This is a genomic window from Dorea chungnamensis (assembly GCF_039832125.1).
GTDB lineage: Bacteria > Bacillota > Clostridia > Lachnospirales > Lachnospiraceae > JAFBIX01.
On the sequence record NZ_JBDOHT010000006.1, the window covers coordinates 64,186 to 88,679 of the forward strand.

Below are 24,494 nucleotides of genomic sequence, written 5' to 3' on the forward strand. Positions count from 1 at the left end.
CAAAAGGGAGCATAATAATGGGAGAGACAAAAAAGAAAAAAAAGAAGACGCACCGACTATATGCATTTATTGTGTTGGTTTTAGGTGTTGCAATTATCGCGTTGGGTATATTAATTCTTTTCTATGTACAAGAGATAGAAGTCAGTGGGAATGAATATTGTTCTGACCAGGAGATTGTGGATACAGTGCAAAATGATAAATATTCTGTTAATACACTGTATATTGTCGGAAAATATGCTTTGGGATATGGAAAAGAACTACCATGTTTTGAAAGCATGAAAGTGAGTTTGAAATCTCCCTGGGCGTTAAAGGTGACGGTAAAGGAAAAGACAATCGTAGGATATGTTCAAAACGGTGATCATTATGATTATTTTGATAAAGAAGGGCTGGTAGTGGCCGAGTTACCTTCTCTGATAGAAGGACTACCGTGTATTGAAGGAATTGAAGTGAAAGACATCAAGCTATATCATAAGTTGAAAAGTGATGATGTTGGCATTTTTGAAGAAATATTGGAGACTTCGCAGGAAGTGACAAAATACAATCTGACTACAGACAGGATTGTGTGTAAGGATGATGCAATCTATCTATATATAGGAAATATATGTGTTAATCTGGGGGAAAATGTATCTTCTGAGCAGATTGCCCAGATTGAACCAATTATAGAAAAACTGGGTGATCAGCCGGGAACGCTTCATCTGGAAAATTATTCTGAGAATAATACAATAATAACCTTTGACAAGGAAGAAATTCAGGAAGAAAATTAAGAAAAATAGCCAAATTCTATTGATATTTTGTACGAAAGTCTTTATTATATAGTATATATGGCAAACTGAACTCATTTCATTTGCTTTATGTATGGGATGTATAATATATAATAAGGATAACAAAGGAGGAGAAACCCTTGCTAGAAATTAAAACGAATGAATCAGAAGCAGCGGCAAAAATAATTGTTGTTGGAGTCGGCGGTGGCGGTAATAATGCTGTAAACCGTATGATTGACGAGCAGATTGCCGGTGTCGAATTTATTGCTATTAATACAGATAAGCAGGCGCTTCAATTATGTAAAGCCCCAACATTAATGCAGATCGGGGACAAGATCACCAAGGGACTTGGTGCAGGTGCAAGACCTGAAATCGGAGAGAAAGCAGCAGAAGAAAGTGCAGAAGAGATATCTGCAGCATTAAAGGGAGCAGATATGGTATTTGTAACTTGCGGTATGGGCGGTGGTACCGGGACAGGTGCTACACCAGTAGTTGCACGGATTGCAAAAGAGCAGGGTGCTCTGACTGTAGGTGTTGTAACGAAGCCTTTCCGTTTCGAGTCTAAGACACGTATGAATAATGCTCTTGCTGGAATTGAAAAGTTAAAAGAAAGCGTCGATACATTGATTGTTATCCCGAATGATAAATTGCTGGAGGTTGTGGACAGACGTACGACTATGCCAGAAGCTTTAAAGAAAGCAGATGAAGTATTGCAGCAAGGTATTCAGGGTATTACAGACCTGATCAATGTACCTTCACTGATCAACCTTGACTTTGCGGATGTTCAGACTGTTATGACGGATAAAGGTATTGCACATATCGGTATTGGACAGGGACGTGGTGATGACAAGGCACTGGAAGCTGTTAAGCAGGCAGTTGCCAGTCCGTTGCTTGAGACAACGATTGCAGGCGCATCTCATGTTATTATTAATGTATCTGGTGATATCACACTTATGGATGCATCTGATGCGGCTGAGTATGTACAAGAACTTGCAGGAGAAGATGCGAATATTATCTTTGGTGCAATGTATGATGATTCCAGAGCTGATGAAGCAACGATTACAGTAATTGCAACAGGCCTTCATAATGTAGGCGGAAGTGCTTCGAAATTAAAATCAAGACTTGAAAACCAGAGAGTTTCTTCAATGCCACATAATGCAGCAGCATCACAGGTATATGAAAGAGCTGGTCAGACTGCGCCACGCAGCTCTCAGGCTTCTCCAAGATTAGATTTTGGTGCAGCTCCTACACAGGGCGGTGGAACAACGTCTGCTCCGAGAAGACCAGTAGGAGGTACAACTCCTACTTTGGATACACCAAGAACACCAACCAGCAAAGTGAAAGAACAGTCTATTAAGATACCAGATTTCTTTAAGAAGTAATTTATTATTAAGAAGTAATTCATTAGATTATAAAAAAAGAATGTGCTTTGGCACATTCTTTTTTTATTGCTGTATAGCTTGAAGAATCAGCTGATGCAGAAGTTTTACGGTTGTGGAAAGTATCATTTCCACCAGGAAAAATATTCGGGAAGAAATGACAATAAACGCCAAAAAATCCTCTTTTTCTTTTCAAAATTCTTTCTTTTGTGCCAAAAAAGTATACCAAATATAGTATTTCTACAAATAGAATTCCCCAAAATGACTTTTCTGAATCTATATCTTGTGGTTCACAGGAACTGTCGAACGAAAATCAAAATCCACTCCATCATCTGACAAAATCTTTTCGAGATGACTCGTATAATAAATTTTGCTGATGTACCAAACCGGTGATGAAAATGAAAGAAGGTGGAGCGTGTACTATGAATTATACATAGATGTATTCTTTATGGTGAATTTTATGATGGATTATCTTGTACTGATGATTACTCGTAAGATGATAAGATGTTCTGTCCCTGCCTGGCGTGTCTGTCTGGCGGCTGTGGCAGGTGCATTTCTTACGTGTCTGATCGTAGTGGTTCCATTGAACAATACATTCATGAAATTCATACTGTTCCATGGTTTGGTAAGTGTTGCAATGATAAAAACAGGATTTGGAATCAGGCAGTGGCGTGAATTGATAAGAACTTGGATTCTGATCTATGTTAGCGGTTTCCTGATCGGAGGAGTGTTACTGTGCGTTCGACAATATGTACGAATAGGAAGCCTTTTCTTTGTTCTGGCTATTGTTAGTTATTATGTAGTGTCAGGAATCTGGAGCCTGATCAGCTATCTGGCACGGAGAAAGCAAAGTCGCGTAAAAGTAATTCTCTGTAATGGCAAAAGACAATGTCAGGTAGAGGCGCTGATAGATACCGGGAATTGTCTAAGAGATGAGATTACAGGAGGTCCGGTCAGTATTGTTGACCAGAAAGTAATCCGTGTTTTGTATGGGAAAGAAAATCTGACAAAACTTCGCTATATTCCGTATCATTCGATTGGACGTTCCGAAGGAGTTATGCCGCTGATCCGTCTGGATGGGATGTATGTCTGCCAAGAAAGAAGATTCTGGATTGCAGAACCGCTGGTCGCAGTTTCCGAAGAAGATCTGACAGCGGATGATTATCAGATGATTCTGAATCCTGATATATTAATAGGAGGAATCGATTATGGTGATAAAAGTGGCAGTGCCGCATCAATTTAAGCTGAAGGTAGTTCCGGACTTTCGTACATTCTTTTTCCCGGATAAAAAAGATATTCATTATATTGGAGGATCGGACATTCTGCCGGCTCCCTTGGACAGTAATGAGGAGATGGCTGCAATCAATGATCTGGGATCTGAAGATGATGAACAGGCGAGAAAGGTTCTGATTGAACACAATTTGAGGCTGGTAGTGTATATTGCAAAAAAATTTGATAATACAGGAGTGGGTGTAGAGGATTTAATTTCTATTGGTACAATTGGATTAATAAAAGCAATTAATACGTTTAATCCGGATAAGAATATTAAGCTTGCGACATATGCCTCTCGATGTATCGAAAATGAGATTCTGATGTATCTTAGAAGGAATAATAAGACGAAGATGGAAGTCTCAATTGATGAGCCTTTGAATGTAGACTGGGATGGTAATGAATTATTGTTGTCCGATATTCTGGGAACGGAAGAGGATACAATATATAAGGACCTGGAGAATGAAGTGGAGAGAAAACTTCTAATCCGGGCAATTAACCGACTGTCAGGAAGAGAACGTACGATCATTCAGATGCGTTTTGGCCTGGGGACGCCGGATGGCGAAGAGAGAACGCAGAAAGAAGTGGCGGATATGCTCGGTATCTCTCAGTCATATATATCAAGATTAGAGAAAAAGATCATGCAGAGATTAAGACGCGAAATGGTAAAGTATTCATAGCAACTCTTACAGAAAAGGTGTATAATGAAAACAAAAAGGGGTTGGTTTTATGAGACTTAGCTTTATCGGAGCAGCCCATGAAGTAACCGGTAGTTGTCATTTGCTAGAGGCGTGTGGAAAGAATATTCTGATTGACTGTGGTATGGAACAAGGGCCAGATCTCTATGAGAATCAGGAACTTCCTGTCACAGCGGGAGAGATCGATTATATACTTCTGACTCATGCACATATCGATCATTCTGGTAAAATTCCGCTCTTGTGTAAAGAAGGATTTAAAGGAGAGATCGTAACAACGTTTGCTACGGCAGATTTATGTAATATTATGCTTCGTGACAGTGCACATATTCAGGAGTTTGAAGCTGAATGGCGAAACCGTAAGGCCAAGAGGAGCGGCGCGGAAGTGTATGAACCGTTGTATACCATGGCAGATGCAGATGCTGCAATTCAGTTGTTATCACCTTGTGATTATGACCAGAAGATTACTTTGTGTGAAGGGATTGAAGTCCGCTTTTGTGACGTAGGCCATTTGCTGGGGTCTGCAAGTATCGAAGTGTGGATTACAGAAGGGGATATTTCTAAGAAAATTGTTTTTTCCGGCGATGTGGGAAATCGAAATCAACCTATTATCAAAGATCCACAAAAAGTTGCAGAGGCTGATTATGTGGTCATTGAATCAACTTATGGGGATCGTACACATGGGGATGAGATCCCGGATTATGTGGGAGAATTTACCAGGATTCTTCGAGAAACATTTGCAAAAGGCGGTAATGTGGTGATTCCGTCCTTTGCAGTGGGGCGGACGCAAGAGATATTATACTTTATCCGTGAGATTAAAGAAAAGAATCTCCTTCCGGAATATCCTGGCTTTGAAGTGTATGTGGATAGTCCATTGGCAATTGAAGCGACTAACGTATTTAATAAAAATGTAAAGTCATGCTTTGATGAGGATGCTATGGCATTGGTAGAACAAGGGATTAATCCATTGGTTTTCCCAGGGCTTAAGACAACGATTACCAGTGAAGAATCGAAGATGATCAATTTTGATGACAAGCCAAAAGTTATCTTGTCGGCATCTGGTATGTGTGAGGCTGGAAGAATCAGGCATCATTTGAAGCATAATCTGTGGCGATCTGAATGTACGATATGTTTTGTGGGATATCAGGCGATTGGAACTTTGGGCAGAAAATTGATTGAGGGAGCGGAATGTGTCAAGCTGTTCGGAGAGAATATTACGGTGAATGCCCGCATTGAATCTTTGAAGGGAATCAGTGGTCATGCAGATATGAATGGCCTTCTGGACTGGCTGAAAGAATTTGAGAAGAAGCCACAGCGTGTCATTGTTGTACATGGTGAGGATACGGTTACGGATCATTTTGCAAGTCTGGTGGAGGAGACCATTGGATGTCCGGCATTTGCTCCGTATTCTGGCGGTGCGGTAGATCTGGCAGCCAACGAGATCCTTACAGAAGGAGTGAAGGTTCCGAAGAAGGCTGTGGAGAAGCCGGCCAGGGCAAAGGCTGTTTCTGCTTTTAATCGTGTTGTTGCTGCTGCGAAGAGATTGCTTGAAGTTGTATATAAGAATGAAGGTCTTGCGAATAAAGATCTGGCAAAATTTGAGAGTCAGATTATGAATCTGGCAGATAAATGGGATCGAGAAGAATAAGTTGCCATAGTGAGTGGATGATAAGCGGGAACAGGGGCGCATAGATGATATGCGCCCCTGTTATAATGGGATATATTATGAGATACATATTTGTCAAGGAGTAAAACTTTTTTTATTTTCCTATGATGGAGAATAACGAAAGTGCATAATGAGAATCATTTTACTAGAGAAAAATTACTTTATTCATCTAGTAGGAGGGCTCAATTATGGCACAGGGAAAAGTTGAAATATGCGGTGTGAATACGGCAAAGCTTCCAATCCTGAATGAAGAGGAGAAGGAAGCTTTAATTGCGCGCATCAAAGCAGGGGATGCAGAGGCAAAAGAAGAATATATCAAAGGGAATTTAAGACTGGTATTGAGTGTAATCAAACGTTTTGGAGGAAGTAATGAGAATCCAGATGACTTGTTTCAGATTGGCTGCATAGGTCTGATTAAAGCAATCAATAATTTTAATACAGAATTAGACGTCAAATTCTCCACCTATGCTGTGCCAATGATCATTGGGGAAATTCGCAGATATATGAGAGATAATAATTCTATCCGCGTCAGCCGCTCGCTTCGTGATACTGCGTACAAAGCTATTTATGCAAAAGAAAATTATGTCAAACGCAATCTCAAAGAGCCAACTGTCCAGGAGATCGCGGAAGAGATTGGAATCTCTAAAGAAGACATAGTTTTTGCGCTGGACGCCATACAAGTGCCAATGAGTCTTCAGGAACCAGTATACAATGATGGAGGAGATGCGCTATATGTTATGGATCAGATTAGTGACACCAAGAACAAAGAAGATAAATGGGTCGAAGATCTGTCCCTGGAAGCCGCCATGGAACACTTAGGAGAACGGGAACGGTACATTATAAAACTGCGTTTTTTTGAAGGAAAAACACAGATGGAAGTAGCAGAAGAGATACAAATCTCGCAGGCACAAGTCAGCCGTCTGGAAAAAAATGCATTGAGGATTATGAGACAGTACCTCACTTAGGTACACCCTGTTTGTCGATTAGGTACACCACATTTTGCAAGTGGGGACGTAGACTTTTTTCAAAAGTCTACGTCCCCACTTGCATTTTTACCCCTCACATACTATGATTAGTGCATGGAGGGATTTGTATTATGAAGGCTTGTATATTTGATTTAGACGGAACATTGACAGATACATTGGAATCTCTGGCGTATTCTGTAAAAGCAACTTTAAGGGAAATGGATCTTCCGGAGATTACGACGGATGAATGTCGCCGGTTTGTAGGTGATGGAGCAAGATGTCTGATGGAGCGCTCGCTTCGGGCAACGGGAGAAGAGAATGTAAAAAGAATTGAAGAAGCTATGGAGATATACGGACGTATATTTGATGAGAATTGTACATATCATGTAACACCATATGAAGGAATCGTCCAGATGCTGAAGAGTATGAAGGATAAGGGGATTAAGTTGGCGGTTTTGTCGAATAAGCCGCATCAGCAGACGGTGAAGGTGGTTCGTGAGGTTTTTGGCGAGGAGATGTTTGATTTTGCACAAGGGCAGAAGGAAGAGATCGCGAGAAAGCCGGATCCGGCAGGTGTTAATTATCTGATGGAGCAGATGGGCGTGTCACAGGAGGAATGCCTCTATGTGGGAGATTCTGAAGTAGATATCCGAACGGGAAAGAATGCGGGACTGCGTACTATCAGCGTGGCGTGGGGGTTCCGGTCGAAGGAAGTGTTAGAAACTGCAGGAGCCAATACTATTATTGGCAGCCCGGAAGAATTATTGCAGTTCGTTTAAAGAAAAAACGGAATAAGGGAGGATTTTGTGAAAATGTATGAGTACGATGAAGATTGCCTGAAGACATTTCTTAAGAATCAGGCACAGTTATTTGATGAGCCGGTTGCGGAGACGCTGGAAGAAGCGGAAGCGTTTCTGGAAGACTGTATGGCGGTTGTAGTCGATAGTATTGAAGAAGTCAGAGAATTTCTTGAAGAAGAAGGCATGGATGTGGATGGAATGTCGGAAGAAGAGCTGGAAGAAGCGTCGGAGGTATTTTCTATTCCGGGTGGAAGATATCTGATCGTAGAAGGATAATAGAATGAAGATTACATTGAAAAAGCCGAAGCTATTCAGAAGTTTCGGCTTTTTTCAATGCTTCTTCGATTGCATTTACAATCATCTGGGAAGTATATGGATTATCTTCAGAATATTGGATATTATCTAGTGATTGATTGTTGTATATCTGTTCTGCGATATCTTCTATCGTAGGTTGAATCAAAGGATACATTGCAGAAATACTTTCGTCAAGATTGGAGAAACGAATAGAGTTAATATGGGATTCGTCGACGGTTACCTCTACTTCAAGTGCAGTATTGTTTAATGACAGTGTGGACGTATAGACTCCTGGCATATATTTTGCTTCGTTTGATTTTGCTTCTTTATGTTTGGGAAGGAACATAAATACCAAAAGTAGAATTAATATGACTGCAAGCGCAGCAAAAATCAAGGTATAGATGATTTCCTTCATATGCAATACGACGATTTTGGTTTTGGAACTCATAGAGACCTCCTGTATTATGGATAAATTGTTACTTTCTATAATGTATGAGAAAAGAGTGGAAATTATTCATGGCTTCTTGTATAATAAAAAACTACGATTTCTATTAAAATTCTATAAAATTACGAGGTGACAAACAGATGTATATTATTGCAGGACTTGGAAATCCCACATTACAGTATGAAGGAACACGACATAATGTCGGGTTTGATGTCATAGATACATTGGCGGAAAAATATAATATATCGGTAGATGCGAGAAAGAGCCGTGCTTTCATTGGAAAAGGAATGATTGAAGGGCAGAAGGTTATTCTGGTTAAACCTCAGACTTATATGAACCTAAGTGGAGAGAGTATACGGGGGCTCGTGGATTATTATAAGATTGATGTGGAACATGAACTGCTGGTAATCTATGATGACATCAGTCTGGATGTCGGTCAGCTGCGAATTCGTAAAAAAGGAAGCGCCGGCGGACATAACGGAATTAAAAATATTATTGCGAATCTGGGTACACAGAATTTTCCGAGAATTAAAGTGGGGGTTGGTGAGAAACCGAAGAAGTATGATCTTGCAGATTATGTACTCAGTCATTTTTCAAAAGCAGAGCGTGAGCTGATGGAAGAAGGTTACCAGAAAGCAGTAAAGGCGGTGGAGATGCTCCTTGACGGAGAGATGGAAGCTGCTATGAATGAATATAACAGAAAAGTAAAGCCTAAGGAGGCATAGATATGCAAGCCTTAATCAGGCCATTGAATGAATTAGCAGAGTTTGAAGAGATTAGTAAAAAAAGGATGAAAGCACCGGGAATGATACGAGTATGTGGCTGTGTCAATTCTCAGAAATCCCATATGATGTATGCGCTGAGCGATGGCTGTCATTACAAAGTCATCGCTTGTTCCAGTGAATCTAAGGCGAAGCAAGTCTATGAGGAGTATCGGTTCATAGATGCAGAGACTTATCTGTATCCAGCGAAAGATCTGTTGTTTTATCAGGCGGATATTCGAAGCAAGGAGTTGATTAGACAGAGAATGGAGGTGCTTCAGGCGATCGTTGCGGGAGGACCGATGACTGTTGTGACCAGTTTCGATGCTTTTATGGATTCCTTGCTCCCAAAAGAGGTTATTAGAGAGAGGATGCTCCATATTTCCAATGACAGTGTGATTGACCTGGAAGAAATGCAGAAGAAGCTTGTAGCACTTGGATATGATCGGGAAATTCAGATTGAAGGGCCAGGGCAGTTTGCAGTTCGGGGAGGAATTCTGGACGTCTATCCATTGACTGAGGAGCTTCCGGTTCGTATTGAATTGTGGGGAGATGAAGTGGACTCGATTCGTACATTTGATGTAGAGAGCCAGAGATCCATTGAGAATTTGACAGAAGTAACCATCTGCCCTGCATTGGAATTTCCACAGGAGGGGGAAAAAGGAGTATCTTTTTTAGATTATTTTCCGACAGATCAGACGATTCTTTTCTTAAACGAACCCGTCCGCCTTCTGGAAAAAGGACAAGGTGTAGAAGAAGAATTTATGGAGGCACAGAAAAACAGGCTGGAAAGCGGATATCAGCTGGAAGAAGGAGAAGTCAAGCTGTATCAGACGGAAGCAGTTCTGAAGAAAATGAACGGTTACAGCAGCATCGGTTTTTTTTCGTTAGATATGCGTTGCAAAGGTTTGGAAGTTCGGGCATCTTACAGTCTTCAGACTAAGAGTGTGAATCCCTATAATAGTAGTTTTGATGCGCTGACACAGGATCTGAAGCGATTGAAGCGAAATGGATATAGAGTCATTCTGTTGTCGGGTTCCAGAACCCGGGCAAAGAGGTTGGCAGAAGATCTGAGAGATTATAATCTTAGTAGTTATTACAGCGAAGAGATGAATCGGGAAGTCATGCCGGGGGAGATTATGACGGCATATGGATATGTAGCAGAAGGTTATGAATATCCACTCCTTAAGTTTACTGTCATCTCAGAGACGGATATATTTGGTAAGACTAGAAAAAAGAAGAAGAGAAAGGTCTACGAAGGCCGTAAGATTCAGAGCTTTGCGGAATTAAAACCGGGAGACTATGTGGTACATGAGAACCATGGACTGGGAATCTATCAGGGAATTGAGAAGATTGAAGTAGACAAGATCTCAAAAGATTATATGAAGATTTCTTATGCGCAAGGTGGGAATCTCTATATTCCGGCAACTCAATTGGATCTTATTCAGAAGTATGCCAGTGCGGATGCAAAGAAACCAAGACTGAACCGTCTGGGAACCCAGGATTGGAATAAGACGAAGACGAGAGTACGGGGAGCGGTAAAAGAAATTGCAAAGGATCTGGTTGAACTCTATGCAGCCAGACAGAATCAGGACGGTTATGTGTATGGGGAAGATACCGTCTGGCAGAGGGAATTTGAAGAAATGTTTCCATTTGAGGAAACAGAAGACCAGTTACTGGCGATTGAAGCTGTAAAACGAGATATGCAGAGTCATAAGATTATGGACCGTCTGATTTGCGGGGATGTAGGGTATGGTAAGACAGAGATTGCGATCCGTGCTGCATTTAAAGCGGTTCAGGAGAATAAGCAAGTAGTCTATCTGGTACCAACTACAATATTGGCACAGCAGCATTATAATACATTTACACAGCGAATGAAGAATTTCCCGGTCAGAGTAGATTTGATGTGCAGATTTCGCACTCCTGCTCAGCAGAAAAAGACGATTGAGGACACGAAGAAAGGACTGGTAGATATCATTGTCGGTACTCATCGGGTATTGGGAGATGACTTGAAATTCAAAGACTTGGGTCTTCTGATCATTGATGAAGAGCAGCGCTTTGGTGTACAGCATAAAGAGAAGATTAAAAAATTAAAAGAGAATATAGATGTACTGACGTTGACAGCAACGCCAATCCCCAGAACACTTCATATGAGCCTGATAGGAATTCGTGATATGAGTGTGTTGGAAGAAGCCCCGAACGATCGTATGCCGATTCAGACTTATGTAATGGAATATAATGATGAGATGGTAAGAGAAGCTATTGAAAGGGAATGTTCCAGACAAGGACAGGTCTACTATGTGTATAACCGGGTCGAGGATATTGCGGAAGTTGCAGCCAGAATTCAGAAGCTTGTGCCAGATGTTACGGTGGAATATGCACATGGACAGATGCGGGAACATCAGCTGGAGAAGATTATGTATGAGTTTATCAATGGAGAGATTGATGTGCTGGTATCGACGACAATCATCGAGACAGGTCTGGATATTTCCAATGTTAATACGATGATTATTCATGACGCAGATCGCCTGGGATTGTCACAACTGTACCAGCTTCGCGGAAGAGTCGGACGTTCGAATCGAATGGCTTATGCATTCCTCCTGTATCGTAAGGATAAGTTGCTGAAAGAAGTGGCGGAAAAGAGATTATCTGCAATTCGGGAATTTACCGATCTGGGATCAGGATTTAAAATTGCAATGCGAGATCTGGAGATTCGAGGAGCAGGGAATCTTCTTGGCGCAGAGCAGCACGGTCATATGGAAGCAGTAGGATATGATCTGTATTGTAAGATGTTAAATGAGGCTGTGAAACATCTGAAAGGTGAGATGGATGAAGATACCTTTGTGACAACGATGGATCTGAATGTGGATGCTTATATTCCGGATTCATATATTCCGAATGAGTACCAGAAGCTAGATATTTATAAGCGGATAGCGGCCATAGAAAACGAGGAAGAAAAAGAAGACATGATGGAAGAGTTGATAGATCGTTTTGGAGATATTCCGAAGAAAGTGGAAAAATTATTGGATGTGGCAAGTTTAAAAGCAATGGCGCACAATGTATATGTCACCGCTGTAGAGCAAAAGGGAGAGATCTATACATTTACCATGTATGAAAAAGCAAAAATTCAGACCCAGAAGATTCCGGAATTCCTGGAAAAATTCAAAGGAGAGCTGATCATAAAAGCTGATGCGGTCAATCCTTGCTTTATCTATGAGAAAAAGAAGCGCAATAAAAAAGAAAAAGCGCCAGATGCACTATCGGTTGTGAAAAAAGTGTTAATTGAAATGAAAGCATTGATTGAAACGTAAAAAAAGGATATAATAAATAAGTTAATGGTACTAAGGAGGGTATATACAGATATGAAAAGAAGAATATTGATGCTTGCAATGGCGGGGGTGTTGGCGTTGACATCTCTTACCGGATGCAGCTCATTCAATGATGATGATGTGGTTGTCACCGTGAACGATACAGAGATTACGGCAGATGTTGCTAATTTTTATGCGAGATACATGCAGGCTCAGTATGAGACTTATTATTCAGCTTATCTGGGAGACGATATGTGGAGTTCAGAAGCAGAAGAAGGTAAGACGTACGAAGAATCTGTCAAGGACAGTGTCTTGGAAGAACTGGAAAAGATGGTTCTTCTTGAAGAACATATGGAAGAATATGATGTGTCTCTTTCTGATGAAGAGAAGCAAGTAATTGAAGATGCAGCCAAGGAATTTGATGAGGCAAATGCATTGGAGGACAAGGAGAAGGTATCTGGTACAGAGAAGGCTGTAAAGCGTGTGATGACGCTTTTGGCTATTCAGCAGAAGATGTCAGATGCGATTCAGGCAACTGCAGATACAGAGGTTTCAGATGAAGAAGCAGCACAGAAGAGCATGCAATATGTATACTTCTCTTATACTACCACGGCAGAAGATGGAACCACTCAGGATATGACTGATGATGAAAAGGCAGATGTGAAGGCGCAGGCAGAAGGTTTTGCAGAAGGGGCTGCAGCGGCAGAAGATTTCAATGTATATGCCCAGGAACAGGGACTTGAGACATCTACGGCGACTTTTGATAAAGACAGTACATCACCTTCCGCAGATCTGGTTGCAGCAGCGGATGCTTTGAATGAAGGAGAGATAACAGGGGTTATAGATACGGATAGCGGATGTTATGTTGCAAAAGTGACCAGTCTTTTTGATCAGGATGCAACGAATAGTAAGAAGCAGGAAATCATCAGCCAGAGACAGCAGGAGAAATATACAGAGACCTGTGATGGGTGGATGGATGATGCAGATATTAATGTCGATAAAAAGGTATGGAAGAAGATTGATTTTAATGATTTGAGTGTTACGATTAAGGAAGAATCCGAAGAACCATATGCAGATTCTATTCAGACAGATGATGTTGATGAGTCAGAAGATTCCGGCACAGAAGCAGAATAAAAAGAAGAACAAAAAAACCGATCTGAAATTGTGATTTCAAGATCGGTTTTTTATTGCCATCAGCTTAGCTCATAAAAGAAGATACAATCTCATTGACCAGCTTGCCGTCGGCTTTGCCTTTTACCTTTGGCATTAGATTTTTCATGATCTTTCCTTTGTCTTTTGCAGTCGGAGCATCCAGACCCATCTCGGCAAGAACGGAAGCGACGATCTCCTTGATCTCGGCTTCATCCATCATCTTAGGGGCATATTGTTCTAATACAGCCAGACGTTTGGTGCATTCATCAATAATCTCTGTGCGGTCGGAAGGAGTCATTTCCAGAGTCTCTTTGGTCTGCTTGATCTCTTTCATGATAACCTGTGTCTCTTCTTCGGGAGTCAGATCAGCGCGTTTGTCAATTGCTTTATTCTTAAGAGCAGCCAACAGCATGGACAGCGTTTCCTTGGTTTCTTTGTCACCGGCCTTCATGGCTTTGACCATATCGGCACGAACTTCTTCGATTTTACTCATGTTTTCATTCCTCCTATCATTGTCTGCAATTATTATACAGAATTCTATTATAAATATCCAGCCTTTTCCATACTTAATTCAGAACCGTCTGGAATGGAATTGGATATTGACAGTGATGGCCGAAAAGACTATCATGAATTTAAGTAAAGGCAAAGGAGTCTCAATGAGAGCACTTTGCTTTTTTTGTGCCTGTGTATTGAAGAAGCTGTCAGTGGACAGATTCTGGTGGTATTTTTGGGACACAAATGGAAACGATATTATATGAAATGGGGGTTTTTTAAATGACAACAAACAAAAGTAAAGTGGTAATAGTAGGGACTGGTCTGGTCGGCTCGTCCACGGCGTTCAGTCTTTTGACGCAGGGTGTCTGCGATGAGATTATGATGGTGGACATTAATAAGGAAAAGGCTCTTGGAGAGGTACTGGATCTAAAAGATTGTGTGGAATATCTGAACCGGAATACCAAAGTGTATGTAGGTGATTATAAAGATTGCAAAGATGCGGATATTATTGTGATTACGGCAGGTGCGCCGCCAAGACAGGGGCAGACAAGGCTGGATACGTTGGAAGCGTCGGCGAAGATTACAAAGTCTATCGTAAGTCCGATTATGGAAAGTGGATTTGACGGGATCTTCCTGATCATCTCTAATCCGGTAGATATCATAGCACATTATGTACAGCGTCTGTCAGGTCTTCCAAAGAATCAAGTCATTGGAACAGGAACAGCATTGGATTCTTCGAGGCTTAAGAACTTTATCGGAGAGCTGATTCATGTAGATCCAAGAAGTGTCCATGCATTTTCGATGGGAGAGCATGGAGATTCACAGATGGTACCGTGGTCAGCTGTTATGGTCGCAGGGAAACCATTCTATGATATTATCCGTGATAATCCAGATCTGGTTGGTGATGTGGATCTGGACAATCTGGTAGTTAAGACTGCACAGGAAGGCTGGGAGATCCTGAACAGAAAAGGAACAACTTATTATGGAGTGGCAACTACCGCAGTTGGAGTGATCAAGGCAATCTTACACGATGAGAACAGAATTATTCCGGTCTCAACATTACTGGAAGGAGAATATGGAGAAAAAGATGTCTATTGTGGAGTGCCGGTTGTCCTGAATCGCACAGGGGCTTCGGATGTGCTGGAAATCCACATGAGCAGTCAGGAATTGACTCGGTTTAAAGAGTCGGCAAAAATTATCCGGGAGTATACGGACAAGATTATGGAATACTAGAATATAATGAGAGATAGAAGGTCGAATCAGTGATAAACTGACTCGGCCTTTTTTAAATTCAGCAAAATTCAGTTATTTCTTGTTGACAAGTATAGTTGTCATATGCTATGCTCTTGGTGACAAGGATAATTGTCAAAATGACAAAGAAAGCTTTCAATATAATGCATGGAGGTGATTATGTGCCTTTATATAATCGTTTAAAAGAATACAGGGCCAGAATTGGTGTGAACCAGCAGGAGATGGGACGCCTGTCTGGAGTTTCCAGACAGACTATCAGCCAGATCGAACGAGGGGATTATTCTCCATCAGTGACGCTGGCATTAAAGATTGCAAAGGTATTTGAAGTACAGGTAGAAGATATTTTCTGGTATGAGGAGGAAGATTAAGATGATGAGTAGAAAAGAAGAGATCAGTCAGGAGAATAGAAGAGCGAGAAAGTGGTTTATTCCGATTGTTATTGTCAGCGGGGTGGTGGGCGCCATACTCGGGATATTGATGGTTTTCCTGGGGACAACAGGAATTCAACGGGCAGCTGGGGCAATGACGCAGAAGGTAACGATGTTGGCACCGTATCTTCTGGCGGCGGAGGCTGTGATATTCAATATCTTGGCGTTTGCCATGTATCGAAAGAGCCGTGTGTTGCTTCGAGAATGGGATGGAGAAGAGGAGGAGATTCCGAATCAGATAGATATTAAGCTGAATTATGCATTGTGGGCACTCAGCCTGAATCAGGTCATCAGCTTTCTTTTGTTTGCTTTGGGAGTGGATCTGAGACCGGAAGATATGACAGGGGTACGGAATGAATTAATACTGGCGGTTGTATTCATGGCAAATGTATTCATAAGTATATGGATACAACAGAAGGTGGTGGATCTGTCCAAAGAGATGAATCCGGAGAAAAAGGGAAGTGTTTATGATATCCGTTTTCAGAGTAAATGGATGGACAGCTGCGATGAGGCAGAGAAGATGCAGGTATATCAGGCGGCATATTCAGCATTTAAAGTGACTAATATTGCATTTATGATTGTGTGGCTGTTTGCATTTCTTGCAATTGAATTTGCGGGGACGGGTGTCTTTGCCTGTGTGATGATCTCAATCTTATGGGGAATTCATGTGAGTGTGTATTGTTTTAAGACGATTCAGCTCGCTAAGTAATCATTCAGACATGAAATCACTTCATTCACGCAGGAACTATTGCTGAGACTGCCGCATTTTGGTAGGATGTAGTCAACAAGAAAGGAAGTGAGGAGTATATGTTCATACAGGACAATTATGTGACGATTGCCTGGCTGGGACTTCTGATTCTTTTGCTGATTGTTGAGATCATCACGGTGGGACTGACCAGTATCTGGGCGGCTGGAGGTGCATTGGTTGCACTTATATTCAGTATTCTTGGTATTTCCCTGGTGTGGCAGATCGTAATATTCTTCGTGGTAACCTTTGTACTGTTATATTTTACAAGGCCGTTTGCAATGAAGTTTATCAACACGCAGCATGAGAAGACGAATTATGAAGGAATCATTGGTAAGACGATCCGGATTACGGAGAGAGTAGATAATCTCCATCAGACCGGAAAGGCAACGGTGAATGGACAGGAGTGGACGGTTCGTGCGGATGATGATGCACAGATTCTGGAGCCGGAGACGCTGGCAAAAGTGATCAATATTTCAGGAGTAAAATTAATTGTAAAAAAGTATGAGGAGGAATAGAATATGTTGACTTTGGGGTTTATTGCGGCAGTAGTTATTATTTTAGTTTTTTTGATTTTGCTGATTTCCTGTATCAAGATTGTGCCGCAGGCAAGAGCGGTGGTAGTGGAACGTCTGGGAGCTTATCAGGCAACGTGGAGTACAGGCCTTCACTTTAAAGTTCCGATCATTGACCGGGTGGCAAGAAAGGTAGATCTGAAGGAGCAGGTTGTTGATTTTGCTCCGCAGCCAGTGATTACAAAAGATAATGTAACAATGCGGATCGATACGGTCGTATTCTATCAGATTACAGATCCGAAGATGTTCTGCTATGGAGTGGCGAATCCGATTATGGCGATCGAGAATCTGACGGCAACTACGTTGCGTAATATTATTGGGGATCTGGAGCTGGATCAGACGCTGACCTCAAGAGAGACGATCAATACGAAGATGAGGGCATCTCTTGATGAAGCGACAGATCCGTGGGGAATCAAGGTGAACCGCGTAGAATTGAAGAATATCATTCCTCCGGCAGCAATTCAGGATGCGATGGAGAAGCAGATGAAAGCAGAACGTGAACGACGGGAGGCAATCCTTCGTGCTGAAGGTGAGAAGAAGTCTACGATTCTGGTAGCAGAAGGACATAAGGAATCTGCAATTCTGGATGCAGAGGCAGAGAAGCAGGCTGCTATCTTACGTGCGGAAGCACAGAAGGAAGCCATGATCCGTCAGGCAGAAGGTGAGGCAGAAGCAATCCTGAAAGTGCAGCAGGCTAATGCAGATGGTATTCGTTTCCTGAAGGAAGCAGGAGCAGATGAAGCGGTTCTTACGATGAAGAGTCTGGAAGCTTTTGAAAAGGCTGCAGATGGAAAATCAACAAAGATCATTATTCCGTCTGAGATTCAAAGTCTTGCGGGACTGGCGAAAAGTGCCAAAGAGATTATAGCAGAATAAAGCAGAATATATACAGATATGGAAAAGAGAGAGGAGGCAGTGCAATGACGCATGTATTAATTCTGGAAGATGACAAGGCTTCACTGGAAGCTTTGAAAAGGATTCTTACAGAGTACTCGGAAGATCTTTGTGTACATACTGCCTCCTCTTATCGGGAAGCGAAAAAACTGTTAGATATGGATTGGACATATAGGTTGTTTTTGTTGGATGTGAATCTAAATGGCAATGCTCATGAAGATATCGGCGGTATCCTCTTTGCCAGGGAATTGCGAGAGCAGTTCCGTTATACCTTTACCCCGGTTGTGATGGTCACAGCAATAGGAGCCATGGAGATGCAGGCTTATCGGGAATTACATTGTTATCAGTACATTATGAAGCCGTTTCGGCCGGAACAGGTCAAAGAAGTGGTTCAAAAGGTGCTGGAAAGAGAGAAGCATGAGGAGCGTCCGATGGTTGTCGTGAAAAAAGACGGCATCAATTATCAGGTCCTATGCGAAGATATCTGTTATATAGAAGCGATTCCAAGGGGAATCTGTCTTCACATGAAGAATGAGAACTGGAATGTACCATATGTTACTTTAAAACAAATCTTACAAAAAGTTCCGGCGGATATGTTTCTGCAGTGTCATCGGATGTTTGCGGTGAATCGAAGAAAGGTGGAGTATTTTGACACGGTCAATCGAATTGTCAAGATAAAAGACTGCGAAGATATCGTGGAGATAGGAGTGACGTATAAGTCGGAGATTGGGAGGCTGATCAGTGGTTGATTGGATAAAAAAGTTTTTATATAGGATTTTTTGTGTGCTTGCATTGTTGGTGTCCGTATATCTGGTGGTAGATTTTTTAATCAGCGGAACCTTTGACTACCGAATCTTTATTATGTTTCTTCTGATGGTAGTGATTGTGTTCTGGGGAATTGCTGACTGGCGTAAGAATTATATTCTTATGCAGAAGAAGGAGACAGAGCTTAAGCTGTATCAACATTATGTACAGCCTCTGGAGGAACTGGTGAAAGAGATCCGGGCAAAGCAGCATGAATTTGATAATCATCTGAATGCGATATTGAATATGCATCTGACAGTCGATAATTATGAAGAACTGGTAGAACGGCAGTCGGAATATATTACAGAAGTGATTAAGGATGATGACAGCCGGCGGTATCTTCCACTTTTAAGAATCAGTGATAAAGTGCTTGCGGGATTTTTGTACAGCAAGATTGTTCGGTCTCCTTCTTATGTAAAGACGGAAGTAGAAGTCAAGAGCCTGGAGATTATTTCAGGGATTTCAGAGCATCATTTGATTGAAATAGTAGGCACATTAGTAGACAATGCTTATGAAGCCTGCACAGAAGAATTGAATCAGGTTATGATGGAACTGGATTCCGAAGATGACCGGCTGGTTTTTATTATCAAAAATCAGATTAATGATATCAGGATGAAGAATATCGACCGCTTTTTTGAGAAAGGTTATTCAACCAAAAGTGGTGATAGAAGGCATGGACTGGGATTATATAATGCCAAGATGCTCATTAAAAAATATCAAGGAGATATTTTTGTAAGTATGGAGAATATCAATGAAAAGAGATATATCTGTATGAGAGTGGTTGTATAAACGTAGTATAAAATTCTTCCATTTACAGATACTAATTCTGGAAATCGTCAGTACAGTAAATGGAGGAATTTATTATATGAAAGCTACAGGAATCGTACGAAGAATCGATGACCTTGGAAGAGTGGTCATTCCCAAAGAAATACGAAGAACTTTAAGAATCCGTGAAGGAGATCCGCTGGAGATTTTTACGGATCGAGAGGGTGAGATTATTCTGAAAAAATATTCTCCGATAGGTGAGTTGTCTACATTTGCCAGACAGTATGCGGAGAGTCTGGCGCAGACGGTGGGATGTCTGGTCTGTGTCTGTGATATGGATCAGATTATTGCAGCATCCGGTGCCGGCAAGAAAGAATTACAGGATAAATATATCAGCCACCAGCTGGAGAAGCAATTAAGTGCGAGAACACAATTGACAGCAACAGCTGGAGATAAAAAATATATTCCCATTACAGATAACCCTGAGGAAGAATTCATCTATGAAATTATCAGTCCGATTATCTGTGAAGGAGATATTATTGGAGGAGTGATTCTTCTGTCAAAAGATGTGAAGAAAAAGCTGCAGGAGTTAGAGCAGAAGCTGGCATCCTGTGCGGCTGGTTTTTTGGGAAGTCAGATGGAACAATAGAGGAATAAACGTAAGCTTTCCATCATACCTTGTGTTAGACAAGGAGGGATGGAATGGAGAGACAGTTTCAAAAAGATTCTAAAGTTATGTGGGTGCTGAAGTCATTGCTGGCTTCATACGTTATTACAGGTATACTTCTTGTATTGCTTGCAGCGGCACTTTATAAGTTTGAATTAAATGAGAAGATGGTATCAGCAGCTATTATAGCAATTTATGTTGTGGCGACTTTGATCGGAGGAATCATGATCGGAAAGTATGCCAAGACAAGGCGATTTGTGTGGGGCTTGGGACTGGGAATTGGATATTTTGCACTTCTTCTGTTGATTACATTAGGTGTGTATCATAGCTTGAATGGGAATGGCGATAACCTGATTACTACATTTATCTTATGCGCTGGTGGCGGAATGGTTGGAGGCATGATATCGTAATAACGAAATTAAAGCCTTAACAGTCAGATAAAATGATTGCGAAAATAAAGATGAAATGCTATAATAATATAAGTTAAGCAAAGTTTAAGGAGGAATGTAAACATGAAACATGTAAAGACATTAAATAAACAGACTATGAACAATAACATGAAGAAGAGCGGATGTGGCGAATGCCAGACATCTTGCCAGTCAGCATGTAAGACTTCCTGTACCGTAGGAAATCAGACTTGCGAACAGAAAAAATAATTTTGAAGTATATGGAATGCTCGAGACAGCGGTCTTTAGGGTCGCTGTTTTTCGTTGTATACAAAAAAGTGAAAGGGGTATACAGCCTTGATTCATCAGTATAAGAATAATGGCTATAATATCGTGATGGATGTCTACAGTGGCGCAGTTCATGTAGTAGATGATCTATGTTATGATGTGATTGCAGAATTAAACGAAATCAATAAAGATCATACAGTAGAGACGTTAAAAGAGGATTCTGTTTTGTCCATGCTGCATCAAAAGCTTGGAGACAAATATGAAGAAAAAGAGATTGGTGATGCACTGGAAGATGTCATTGAATTGACGGAAGCGGGACAGCTATTTGTAAAAGACACCTATGAATGTATGATTGAGGAAGTCAAGAAGCGGAAAACGGTCGTAAAAGCACTTTGTCTTCACATTGCACATGACTGTAATCTGGCCTGCAAGTATTGCTTTGCAGAAGAAGGAGAGTATCATGGCAGGCGTGCTCTGATGTCCTATGAAGTCGGGAAAAAGGCATTAGACTTTTTAATCGCCAATTCAGGTAACCGACATAATCTGGAAGTAGATTTCTTCGGTGGAGAACCACTTATGAACTGGCAGGTGGTCAAAGATCTGGTCGCCTATGGAAGAGAGCAGGAGAAGATTCATAACAAGCATTTTCGTTTCACATTGACTACGAATGGGGTATTACTGAATGACGAAGTACAGGATTTTGTAAATAAAGAGATGGATAATGTGGTCTTAAGTCTGGATGGAAGAAAAGAGATCAATGATCAGATGCGTCCATTCCGCAATGGAACCGGAAGCTATGATCTTATTGTTCCGAAGTTTCAAAAGCTGGCAGAAAGCAGGAATCAGGAAAAATATTACATACGAGGAACATTTACCCGGAATAATCTGGACTTCTCCAAGGATATTCTCCATTTTGCAGATCTTGGATTTAAGCAGATGTCTATTGAACCTGTTGTCGGAGAGGAAAGTGATCCTTATGCAATCCGCGAAGAGGATGTTCCGATTATTAAAGAAGAATATGATAAACTTGCAAAGATCATGATTGAACGTGAAAAGGAAGGAAAAGGTTTTAATTTCTTTCATTTTATGATAGACTTAGACGGTGGACCATGTGTGGCAAAGAGACTGTCAGGATGTGGTTCGGGAACGGAATATCTTGCCGTTACTCCGTGGGGAGATCTGTATCCTTGCCATCAATTTGTAGGACAGGAAGAGTTCTTGATGGGAAATGTGGATGATGGCATTGTCAGGCCGGAAATTGCAGATGATTTTCGTAGTTGTAACGTATATTCCAAAGATAAGTGCAGAGATTGTTTCGCAAAATTCTATTGCAGCGGTGGCTGTATGGCGAATTCTTATAATTTCCACGGTACGATCCACGATACATATGATATCGGGTGCGAGATGCAGCGGAAACGTGTAGAATGCGCGATTATGATAAAAGCAGCGTTGGCAGAAGAATAGTAGAAATCAAGGCAGAAGAAGCAGAAAGGAAGTAAATCATGAAGAAGAACAAAGGCATACTGAGCCTGATTCTGACCGCTGTATTGGTCGTATTGCTTGGATTCACAGTGCTGGTTGGTCTCGGAGAGACCGGAACGGGTGCAATGAAGAATATTAAGCTTGGTCTGGACCTTAAAGGTGGTGTCAGCATTACTTATCAGGTAAAAGATGACAATCCGACAGAAGAAGAGATGAGTGATACCATCTATAAACTTCAAAAACGTGTAGAGCAGTATAGTACAGAGGTAAGCGTATATCAGGAAGGTGATGACAGAATTAATGTCGAGATTCCTGGAGTTACAGACGCCAACGCGATTCTGGATGAGCTGGGAAAACCGGGGTCACTGGAATTTCAGACACAGGATGGAGAGACGGTTATTACAGGTTCTGATGTAAAGACAGCGTCTGCGCAGTCAGGACAGGATGATATGGGGAATAAAGAGTACTCTGTAGAACTGGATCTGACAGATGAAGGTGCAGAAAAGTTTGCGGAAGCTACGGAGGCAAATGTTGGAAAGCAGATTTCCATCATTTATGATGGTGAAGTTATCAGCAGCCCGAGAGTCAATGAAGCAATCACTGGAGGACAGGCATATATCACAGGAAACTTCACATACGAAGAGGCAGATAATCTTGCTTCTACGATTCGTATCGGTGGACTGAAGCTGGAACTGGAAGAATTACGTTCCAACGTAGTCGGAGCGCAGTTAGGAGAACAGGCAATCAGCACAAGCTTGAAGGCAGGAGCGATTGGTCTGGCAATTGTATTCATATTCATGATCTTTGTATATTATCTTCCAGGTCTTGCTGCTGGTCTGGCACTGATCATTTATACAGAACTTGTATTACTTATATTAAATGCATTTAACATTACGTTGACTTTACCAGGTATTGCAGGTATCATCCTTGGTATTGGTATGGCTGTGGATGCAAATGTTATTATATTTGCCCGTGTGCGTGAGGAGATGACACGCGGAAAGAGTGTGAAGAATTCTCTGAAGACCGGATTCCAGAAAGCGATGTCTGCAATTGTGGATGGTAACGTGACTACATTGATTGCAGCAGCGGTTCTGTGGTTAAAAGGTTCTGGTACAGTAAAAGGATTTGCACAGACTCTGGCGATCGGTATTATTGTATCTATGTTCACTGCATTAGTGATTACAAGAATGATCGTATATGCATTCTATGCTGTTGGACTTCGCAATGAAAAATTGTATTATCGTCCGAAGAAAGAAAGAACGCCAATCAATTTCCTGGGTAAGAAGAAAGTGTTCTTTGTAATCTCTTTGGTACTGATCATTGGTGGATTTGCAGTCATGGGTGTTAATTCATCCAGAGGAAATGGAGCATTTGCATATAGTCTGGAATTCGAAGGTGGTACTTCTACGAATGTAACATTTAACGAAGATTATTCGATTGAAGAGATTGATGAGAAGATCGTTCCAATTGTAGAAGAGGTTACTGGAGATCACAATGTACAGACTCAGAAGGTAGCCGGTACCAATCAGGTTGTGATCAAGACCGTGACTTTGGAATTGGATCAGCGTGAAGCTTTGAATCAGGCAATGGTAGATAATTTCCAGGTTGATGAGTCGAAGATCTCTGCTGAGAATATTAGTTCTACTGTAAGTAATGAGATGCGTCAGGATGCGATCATAGCAGTAATCGTTGCTACGATCTGTATGCTTCTGTATATCTGGTTCAGATTTAAGGATATTCGATTTGCGGCCAGTGCAATTTTTGCATTGCTTCATGACGTTTTGATTGTTCTTGGATTCTATGCAGTGGCAAGAATCTCTGTAGGTAATACATTTATTGCATGTATGCTGACGATCGTAGGTTACTCTATCAATGCAACAATCGTTATATTCGACCGTATTCGTGAGGAACTTCATTATCAGTCCAAGACGACAGAGCTTTCAGAAGTTGTTAATAAGAGTATTACCCAGACACTTACAAGAAGTATTTATACTTCTTTGACAACTTTCGTAATGGTAGCGATTCTGTTTGTTATGGGAGTAAGTTCTATTCGTGAGTTTGCAGCACCGCTGATGGTTGGTATTATCTGTGGAGCATATTCTTCTGTATGTATTACAGGAGCACTCTGGTATGTAATGAGAACGAAGTTGGGCAAAAAACAGACTTCCAAGAATAGCAATAAGAAAAAATAGTATGAGATGATGAAGCAGCCATTGTTA

Annotated in this window: 25 protein-coding genes; 23 read left to right on the forward strand and 2 right to left on the reverse strand. The window is 41.3% G+C overall.

From position 1 onward, the window contains the following. Nucleotides 1-17: 17 nt before the first annotated feature. The 8 genes from ABE613_RS06925 (at nt 18) to ABE613_RS06960 (ending at nt 7,811) form a co-directional block, all read left to right on the forward strand. The gene (locus ABE613_RS06925; RefSeq protein WP_235232211.1) at nt 18-764 is read left to right on the forward strand and encodes a cell division protein FtsQ/DivIB; all 747 of its coding nucleotides are present in this window, start codon (nt 18-20) and stop codon (nt 762-764) included. Nucleotides 765-901: 137 nt separating this feature from the next. Continuing rightward, nucleotides 902-2,143 carry a cell division protein FtsZ gene (ftsZ, locus tag ABE613_RS06930; RefSeq protein ID WP_235232212.1) on the forward strand — a complete coding sequence of 414 codons (1,242 nt, stop codon included), beginning with the start codon at nt 902-904 and terminating at the stop codon, nt 2,141-2,143. Nucleotides 2,144-2,555: 412 nt separating this feature from the next. Beyond that, nucleotides 2,556-3,383 carry a sigma-E processing peptidase SpoIIGA gene (locus tag ABE613_RS06935; RefSeq protein WP_235232213.1) on the forward strand — a complete coding sequence of 276 codons (828 nt, stop codon included), beginning with the start codon at nt 2,556-2,558 and terminating at the stop codon, nt 3,381-3,383. Continuing rightward, nucleotides 3,349-4,089 (forward strand): RNA polymerase sporulation sigma factor SigE, encoded by a 741-nt coding sequence (gene sigE / locus ABE613_RS06940; protein ID WP_347376009.1) that lies wholly within the window; start codon nt 3,349-3,351, stop codon nt 4,087-4,089. Before ABE613_RS06935 ends, sigE begins: the two co-directional genes overlap by 35 nt. Before the next feature lie 49 nt (nt 4,090-4,138). After that, entirely contained in the window at nt 4,139-5,752 is a 1,614-nt protein-coding gene (locus ABE613_RS06945; RefSeq protein ID WP_347376010.1) for an MBL fold metallo-hydrolase RNA specificity domain-containing protein, read from the forward strand. A 206-nt stretch (nt 5,753-5,958) separates the two neighbouring features. Next, nucleotides 5,959-6,735 (forward strand): RNA polymerase sporulation sigma factor SigG, encoded by a 777-nt coding sequence (gene sigG, locus ABE613_RS06950; RefSeq protein ID WP_347376011.1) that lies wholly within the window; start codon nt 5,959-5,961, stop codon nt 6,733-6,735. Nucleotides 6,736-6,866: 131 nt separating this feature from the next. Further along, complete coding sequence (locus tag ABE613_RS06955; protein WP_347376012.1) at nt 6,867-7,514, forward strand: HAD family hydrolase; 648 nt, start codon at nt 6,867-6,869, stop codon at nt 7,512-7,514. A 33-nt stretch (nt 7,515-7,547) separates the two neighbouring features. Further along, a complete protein-coding gene (locus ABE613_RS06960) occupies nt 7,548-7,811 on the forward strand; it encodes a glyoxalase (RefSeq protein WP_235232227.1) in 264 nt (87 codons plus the stop codon). Nucleotides 7,812-7,842: 31 nt separating this feature from the next. On the opposite strand, the gene ABE613_RS06965 is transcribed toward ABE613_RS06960, so the two are convergent. Continuing rightward, on the reverse strand, nt 7,843-8,277 hold the full coding sequence (locus tag ABE613_RS06965) for an FMN-binding protein (RefSeq protein WP_235232218.1): 435 nt from the start codon (nt 8,275-8,277) through the stop codon (nt 7,843-7,845). 137 nt (nt 8,278-8,414) lie between these two features. Between ABE613_RS06965 and pth the strand changes: the two genes are divergently transcribed. Genes pth through ABE613_RS06980 form a run of 3 tightly spaced genes read left to right on the forward strand, consistent with a single transcriptional unit; the run spans nt 8,415 to nt 13,477 of the window. Beyond that, on the forward strand, nt 8,415-8,999 hold the full coding sequence (gene pth / locus ABE613_RS06970; protein WP_347376013.1) for an aminoacyl-tRNA hydrolase: 585 nt from the start codon (nt 8,415-8,417) through the stop codon (nt 8,997-8,999). Nucleotides 9,000-9,001: 2 nt separating this feature from the next. Then, nucleotides 9,002-12,346: a transcription-repair coupling factor gene (gene mfd, locus ABE613_RS06975; RefSeq protein WP_347376014.1), complete on the forward strand. Its 3,345-nt coding sequence runs from the start codon at nt 9,002-9,004 to the stop codon at nt 12,344-12,346. 51 nt (nt 12,347-12,397) lie between these two features. Then, nucleotides 12,398-13,477, forward strand: a complete 1,080-nt coding sequence (locus ABE613_RS06980; RefSeq protein WP_347376015.1) for a peptidyl-prolyl cis-trans isomerase — start codon at nt 12,398-12,400, stop codon at nt 13,475-13,477. A 64-nt stretch (nt 13,478-13,541) separates the two neighbouring features. Here the strand turns inward: ABE613_RS06980 and ABE613_RS06985 are convergent, their stop codons facing one another. After that, complete coding sequence (locus tag ABE613_RS06985) at nt 13,542-13,988, reverse strand: GatB/YqeY domain-containing protein (RefSeq protein WP_347376016.1); 447 nt, start codon at nt 13,986-13,988, stop codon at nt 13,542-13,544. A 281-nt stretch (nt 13,989-14,269) separates the two neighbouring features. Here ABE613_RS06985 and ABE613_RS06990 point away from each other — a divergent pair, with 281 nt between their 5' ends. The 12 genes from ABE613_RS06990 to secD all read left to right on the forward strand — a co-directional run bounded on the left by ABE613_RS06990 (nt 14,270) and on the right by secD (nt 24,467). Continuing rightward, a complete protein-coding gene (locus tag ABE613_RS06990) occupies nt 14,270-15,223 on the forward strand; it encodes an L-lactate dehydrogenase (protein WP_235232018.1) in 954 nt (317 codons plus the stop codon). Between the two features lie 179 nt (nt 15,224-15,402). After that, entirely contained in the window at nt 15,403-15,609 is a 207-nt protein-coding gene (locus tag ABE613_RS06995; RefSeq protein WP_235232111.1) for a helix-turn-helix transcriptional regulator, read from the forward strand. Between the two features lies 1 nt (nt 15,610). After that, entirely contained in the window at nt 15,611-16,378 is a 768-nt protein-coding gene (locus ABE613_RS07000) for a DUF3169 family protein (RefSeq protein WP_347376017.1), read from the forward strand. A gap of 98 nt (nt 16,379-16,476) precedes the next feature. After that, entirely contained in the window at nt 16,477-16,932 is a 456-nt protein-coding gene (locus ABE613_RS07005) for an NfeD family protein (RefSeq protein ID WP_347376018.1), read from the forward strand. 3 nt (nt 16,933-16,935) lie between these two features. Then, complete coding sequence (locus ABE613_RS07010) at nt 16,936-17,865, forward strand: SPFH domain-containing protein (protein ID WP_347376019.1); 930 nt, start codon at nt 16,936-16,938, stop codon at nt 17,863-17,865. Nucleotides 17,866-17,909: 44 nt separating this feature from the next. Beyond that, nucleotides 17,910-18,632, forward strand: a complete 723-nt coding sequence (locus ABE613_RS07015; protein WP_235232022.1) for a LytR/AlgR family response regulator transcription factor — start codon at nt 17,910-17,912, stop codon at nt 18,630-18,632. Beyond that, complete coding sequence (locus ABE613_RS07020; RefSeq protein WP_347376020.1) at nt 18,625-19,476, forward strand: sensor histidine kinase; 852 nt, start codon at nt 18,625-18,627, stop codon at nt 19,474-19,476. The genes ABE613_RS07015 and ABE613_RS07020 overlap by 8 nt, the downstream gene beginning before the upstream one ends. 76 nt (nt 19,477-19,552) lie before the next feature. Beyond that, complete coding sequence (gene spoVT, locus ABE613_RS07025; protein WP_235232024.1) at nt 19,553-20,101, forward strand: stage V sporulation protein T; 549 nt, start codon at nt 19,553-19,555, stop codon at nt 20,099-20,101. A 53-nt stretch (nt 20,102-20,154) separates the two neighbouring features. Further along, nucleotides 20,155-20,529: a TIGR04086 family membrane protein gene (locus ABE613_RS07030; RefSeq protein WP_347376021.1), complete on the forward strand. Its 375-nt coding sequence runs from the start codon at nt 20,155-20,157 to the stop codon at nt 20,527-20,529. Between the two features lie 102 nt (nt 20,530-20,631). Then, nucleotides 20,632-20,775 (forward strand): six-cysteine ranthipeptide SCIFF, encoded by a 144-nt coding sequence (scfA, locus tag ABE613_RS07035; protein ID WP_235232026.1) that lies wholly within the window; start codon nt 20,632-20,634, stop codon nt 20,773-20,775. Nucleotides 20,776-20,862: 87 nt separating this feature from the next. Continuing rightward, nucleotides 20,863-22,257, forward strand: a complete 1,395-nt coding sequence (scfB, locus tag ABE613_RS07040; protein ID WP_235232027.1) for a thioether cross-link-forming SCIFF peptide maturase — start codon at nt 20,863-20,865, stop codon at nt 22,255-22,257. 38 nt (nt 22,258-22,295) lie between these two features. Further along, nucleotides 22,296-24,467: a protein translocase subunit SecD gene (gene secD, locus ABE613_RS07045; protein WP_235232028.1), complete on the forward strand. Its 2,172-nt coding sequence runs from the start codon at nt 22,296-22,298 to the stop codon at nt 24,465-24,467. Nucleotides 24,468-24,494: the final 27 nt, after the last annotated feature.

Excerpts from the sequence above, each read along its gene's own strand:
- ABE613_RS06960 (WP_235232227.1), top strand. The coding sequence starts at position 7,548 with ATGTATGAGTACGATGAAGATTGCCTGAAGACATTTCTTAAGAATCAG.
- secD (WP_235232028.1), top strand. The coding sequence starts at position 22,296 with ATGAAGAAGAACAAAGGCATACTGAGCCTGATTCTGACCGCTGTATTG.
- scfA (WP_235232026.1), top strand. The coding sequence starts at position 20,632 with ATGAAACATGTAAAGACATTAAATAAACAGACTATGAACAATAACATG.
- ABE613_RS06955 (WP_347376012.1), top strand. The coding sequence starts at position 6,867 with ATGAAGGCTTGTATATTTGATTTAGACGGAACATTGACAGATACATTG.
- ABE613_RS06925 (WP_235232211.1), top strand. The coding sequence starts at position 18 with ATGGGAGAGACAAAAAAGAAAAAAAAGAAGACGCACCGACTATATGCA.
- ABE613_RS06990 (WP_235232018.1), top strand. The coding sequence starts at position 14,270 with ATGACAACAAACAAAAGTAAAGTGGTAATAGTAGGGACTGGTCTGGTC.
- ABE613_RS07015 (WP_235232022.1), top strand. The coding sequence starts at position 17,910 with ATGACGCATGTATTAATTCTGGAAGATGACAAGGCTTCACTGGAAGCT.
- ABE613_RS06980 (WP_347376015.1), top strand. The coding sequence starts at position 12,398 with ATGAAAAGAAGAATATTGATGCTTGCAATGGCGGGGGTGTTGGCGTTG.
- mfd (WP_347376014.1), top strand. The coding sequence starts at position 9,002 with ATGCAAGCCTTAATCAGGCCATTGAATGAATTAGCAGAGTTTGAAGAG.
- ABE613_RS07000 (WP_347376017.1), top strand. The coding sequence starts at position 15,611 with ATGATGAGTAGAAAAGAAGAGATCAGTCAGGAGAATAGAAGAGCGAGA.
- spoVT (WP_235232024.1), top strand. The coding sequence starts at position 19,553 with ATGAAAGCTACAGGAATCGTACGAAGAATCGATGACCTTGGAAGAGTG.
- ABE613_RS06965 (WP_235232218.1), bottom strand. The coding sequence starts at position 8,277 with ATGAGTTCCAAAACCAAAATCGTCGTATTGCATATGAAGGAAATCATC.
- ABE613_RS07030 (WP_347376021.1), top strand. The coding sequence starts at position 20,155 with ATGGAGAGACAGTTTCAAAAAGATTCTAAAGTTATGTGGGTGCTGAAG.
- ABE613_RS07010 (WP_347376019.1), top strand. The coding sequence starts at position 16,936 with ATGTTGACTTTGGGGTTTATTGCGGCAGTAGTTATTATTTTAGTTTTT.
- sigE (WP_347376009.1), top strand. The coding sequence starts at position 3,349 with ATGGTGATAAAAGTGGCAGTGCCGCATCAATTTAAGCTGAAGGTAGTT.
- sigG (WP_347376011.1), top strand. The coding sequence starts at position 5,959 with ATGGCACAGGGAAAAGTTGAAATATGCGGTGTGAATACGGCAAAGCTT.
- ABE613_RS06945 (WP_347376010.1), top strand. The coding sequence starts at position 4,139 with ATGAGACTTAGCTTTATCGGAGCAGCCCATGAAGTAACCGGTAGTTGT.
- ABE613_RS06985 (WP_347376016.1), bottom strand. The coding sequence starts at position 13,988 with ATGAGTAAAATCGAAGAAGTTCGTGCCGATATGGTCAAAGCCATGAAG.
- pth (WP_347376013.1), top strand. The coding sequence starts at position 8,415 with ATGTATATTATTGCAGGACTTGGAAATCCCACATTACAGTATGAAGGA.
- ABE613_RS07005 (WP_347376018.1), top strand. The coding sequence starts at position 16,477 with ATGTTCATACAGGACAATTATGTGACGATTGCCTGGCTGGGACTTCTG.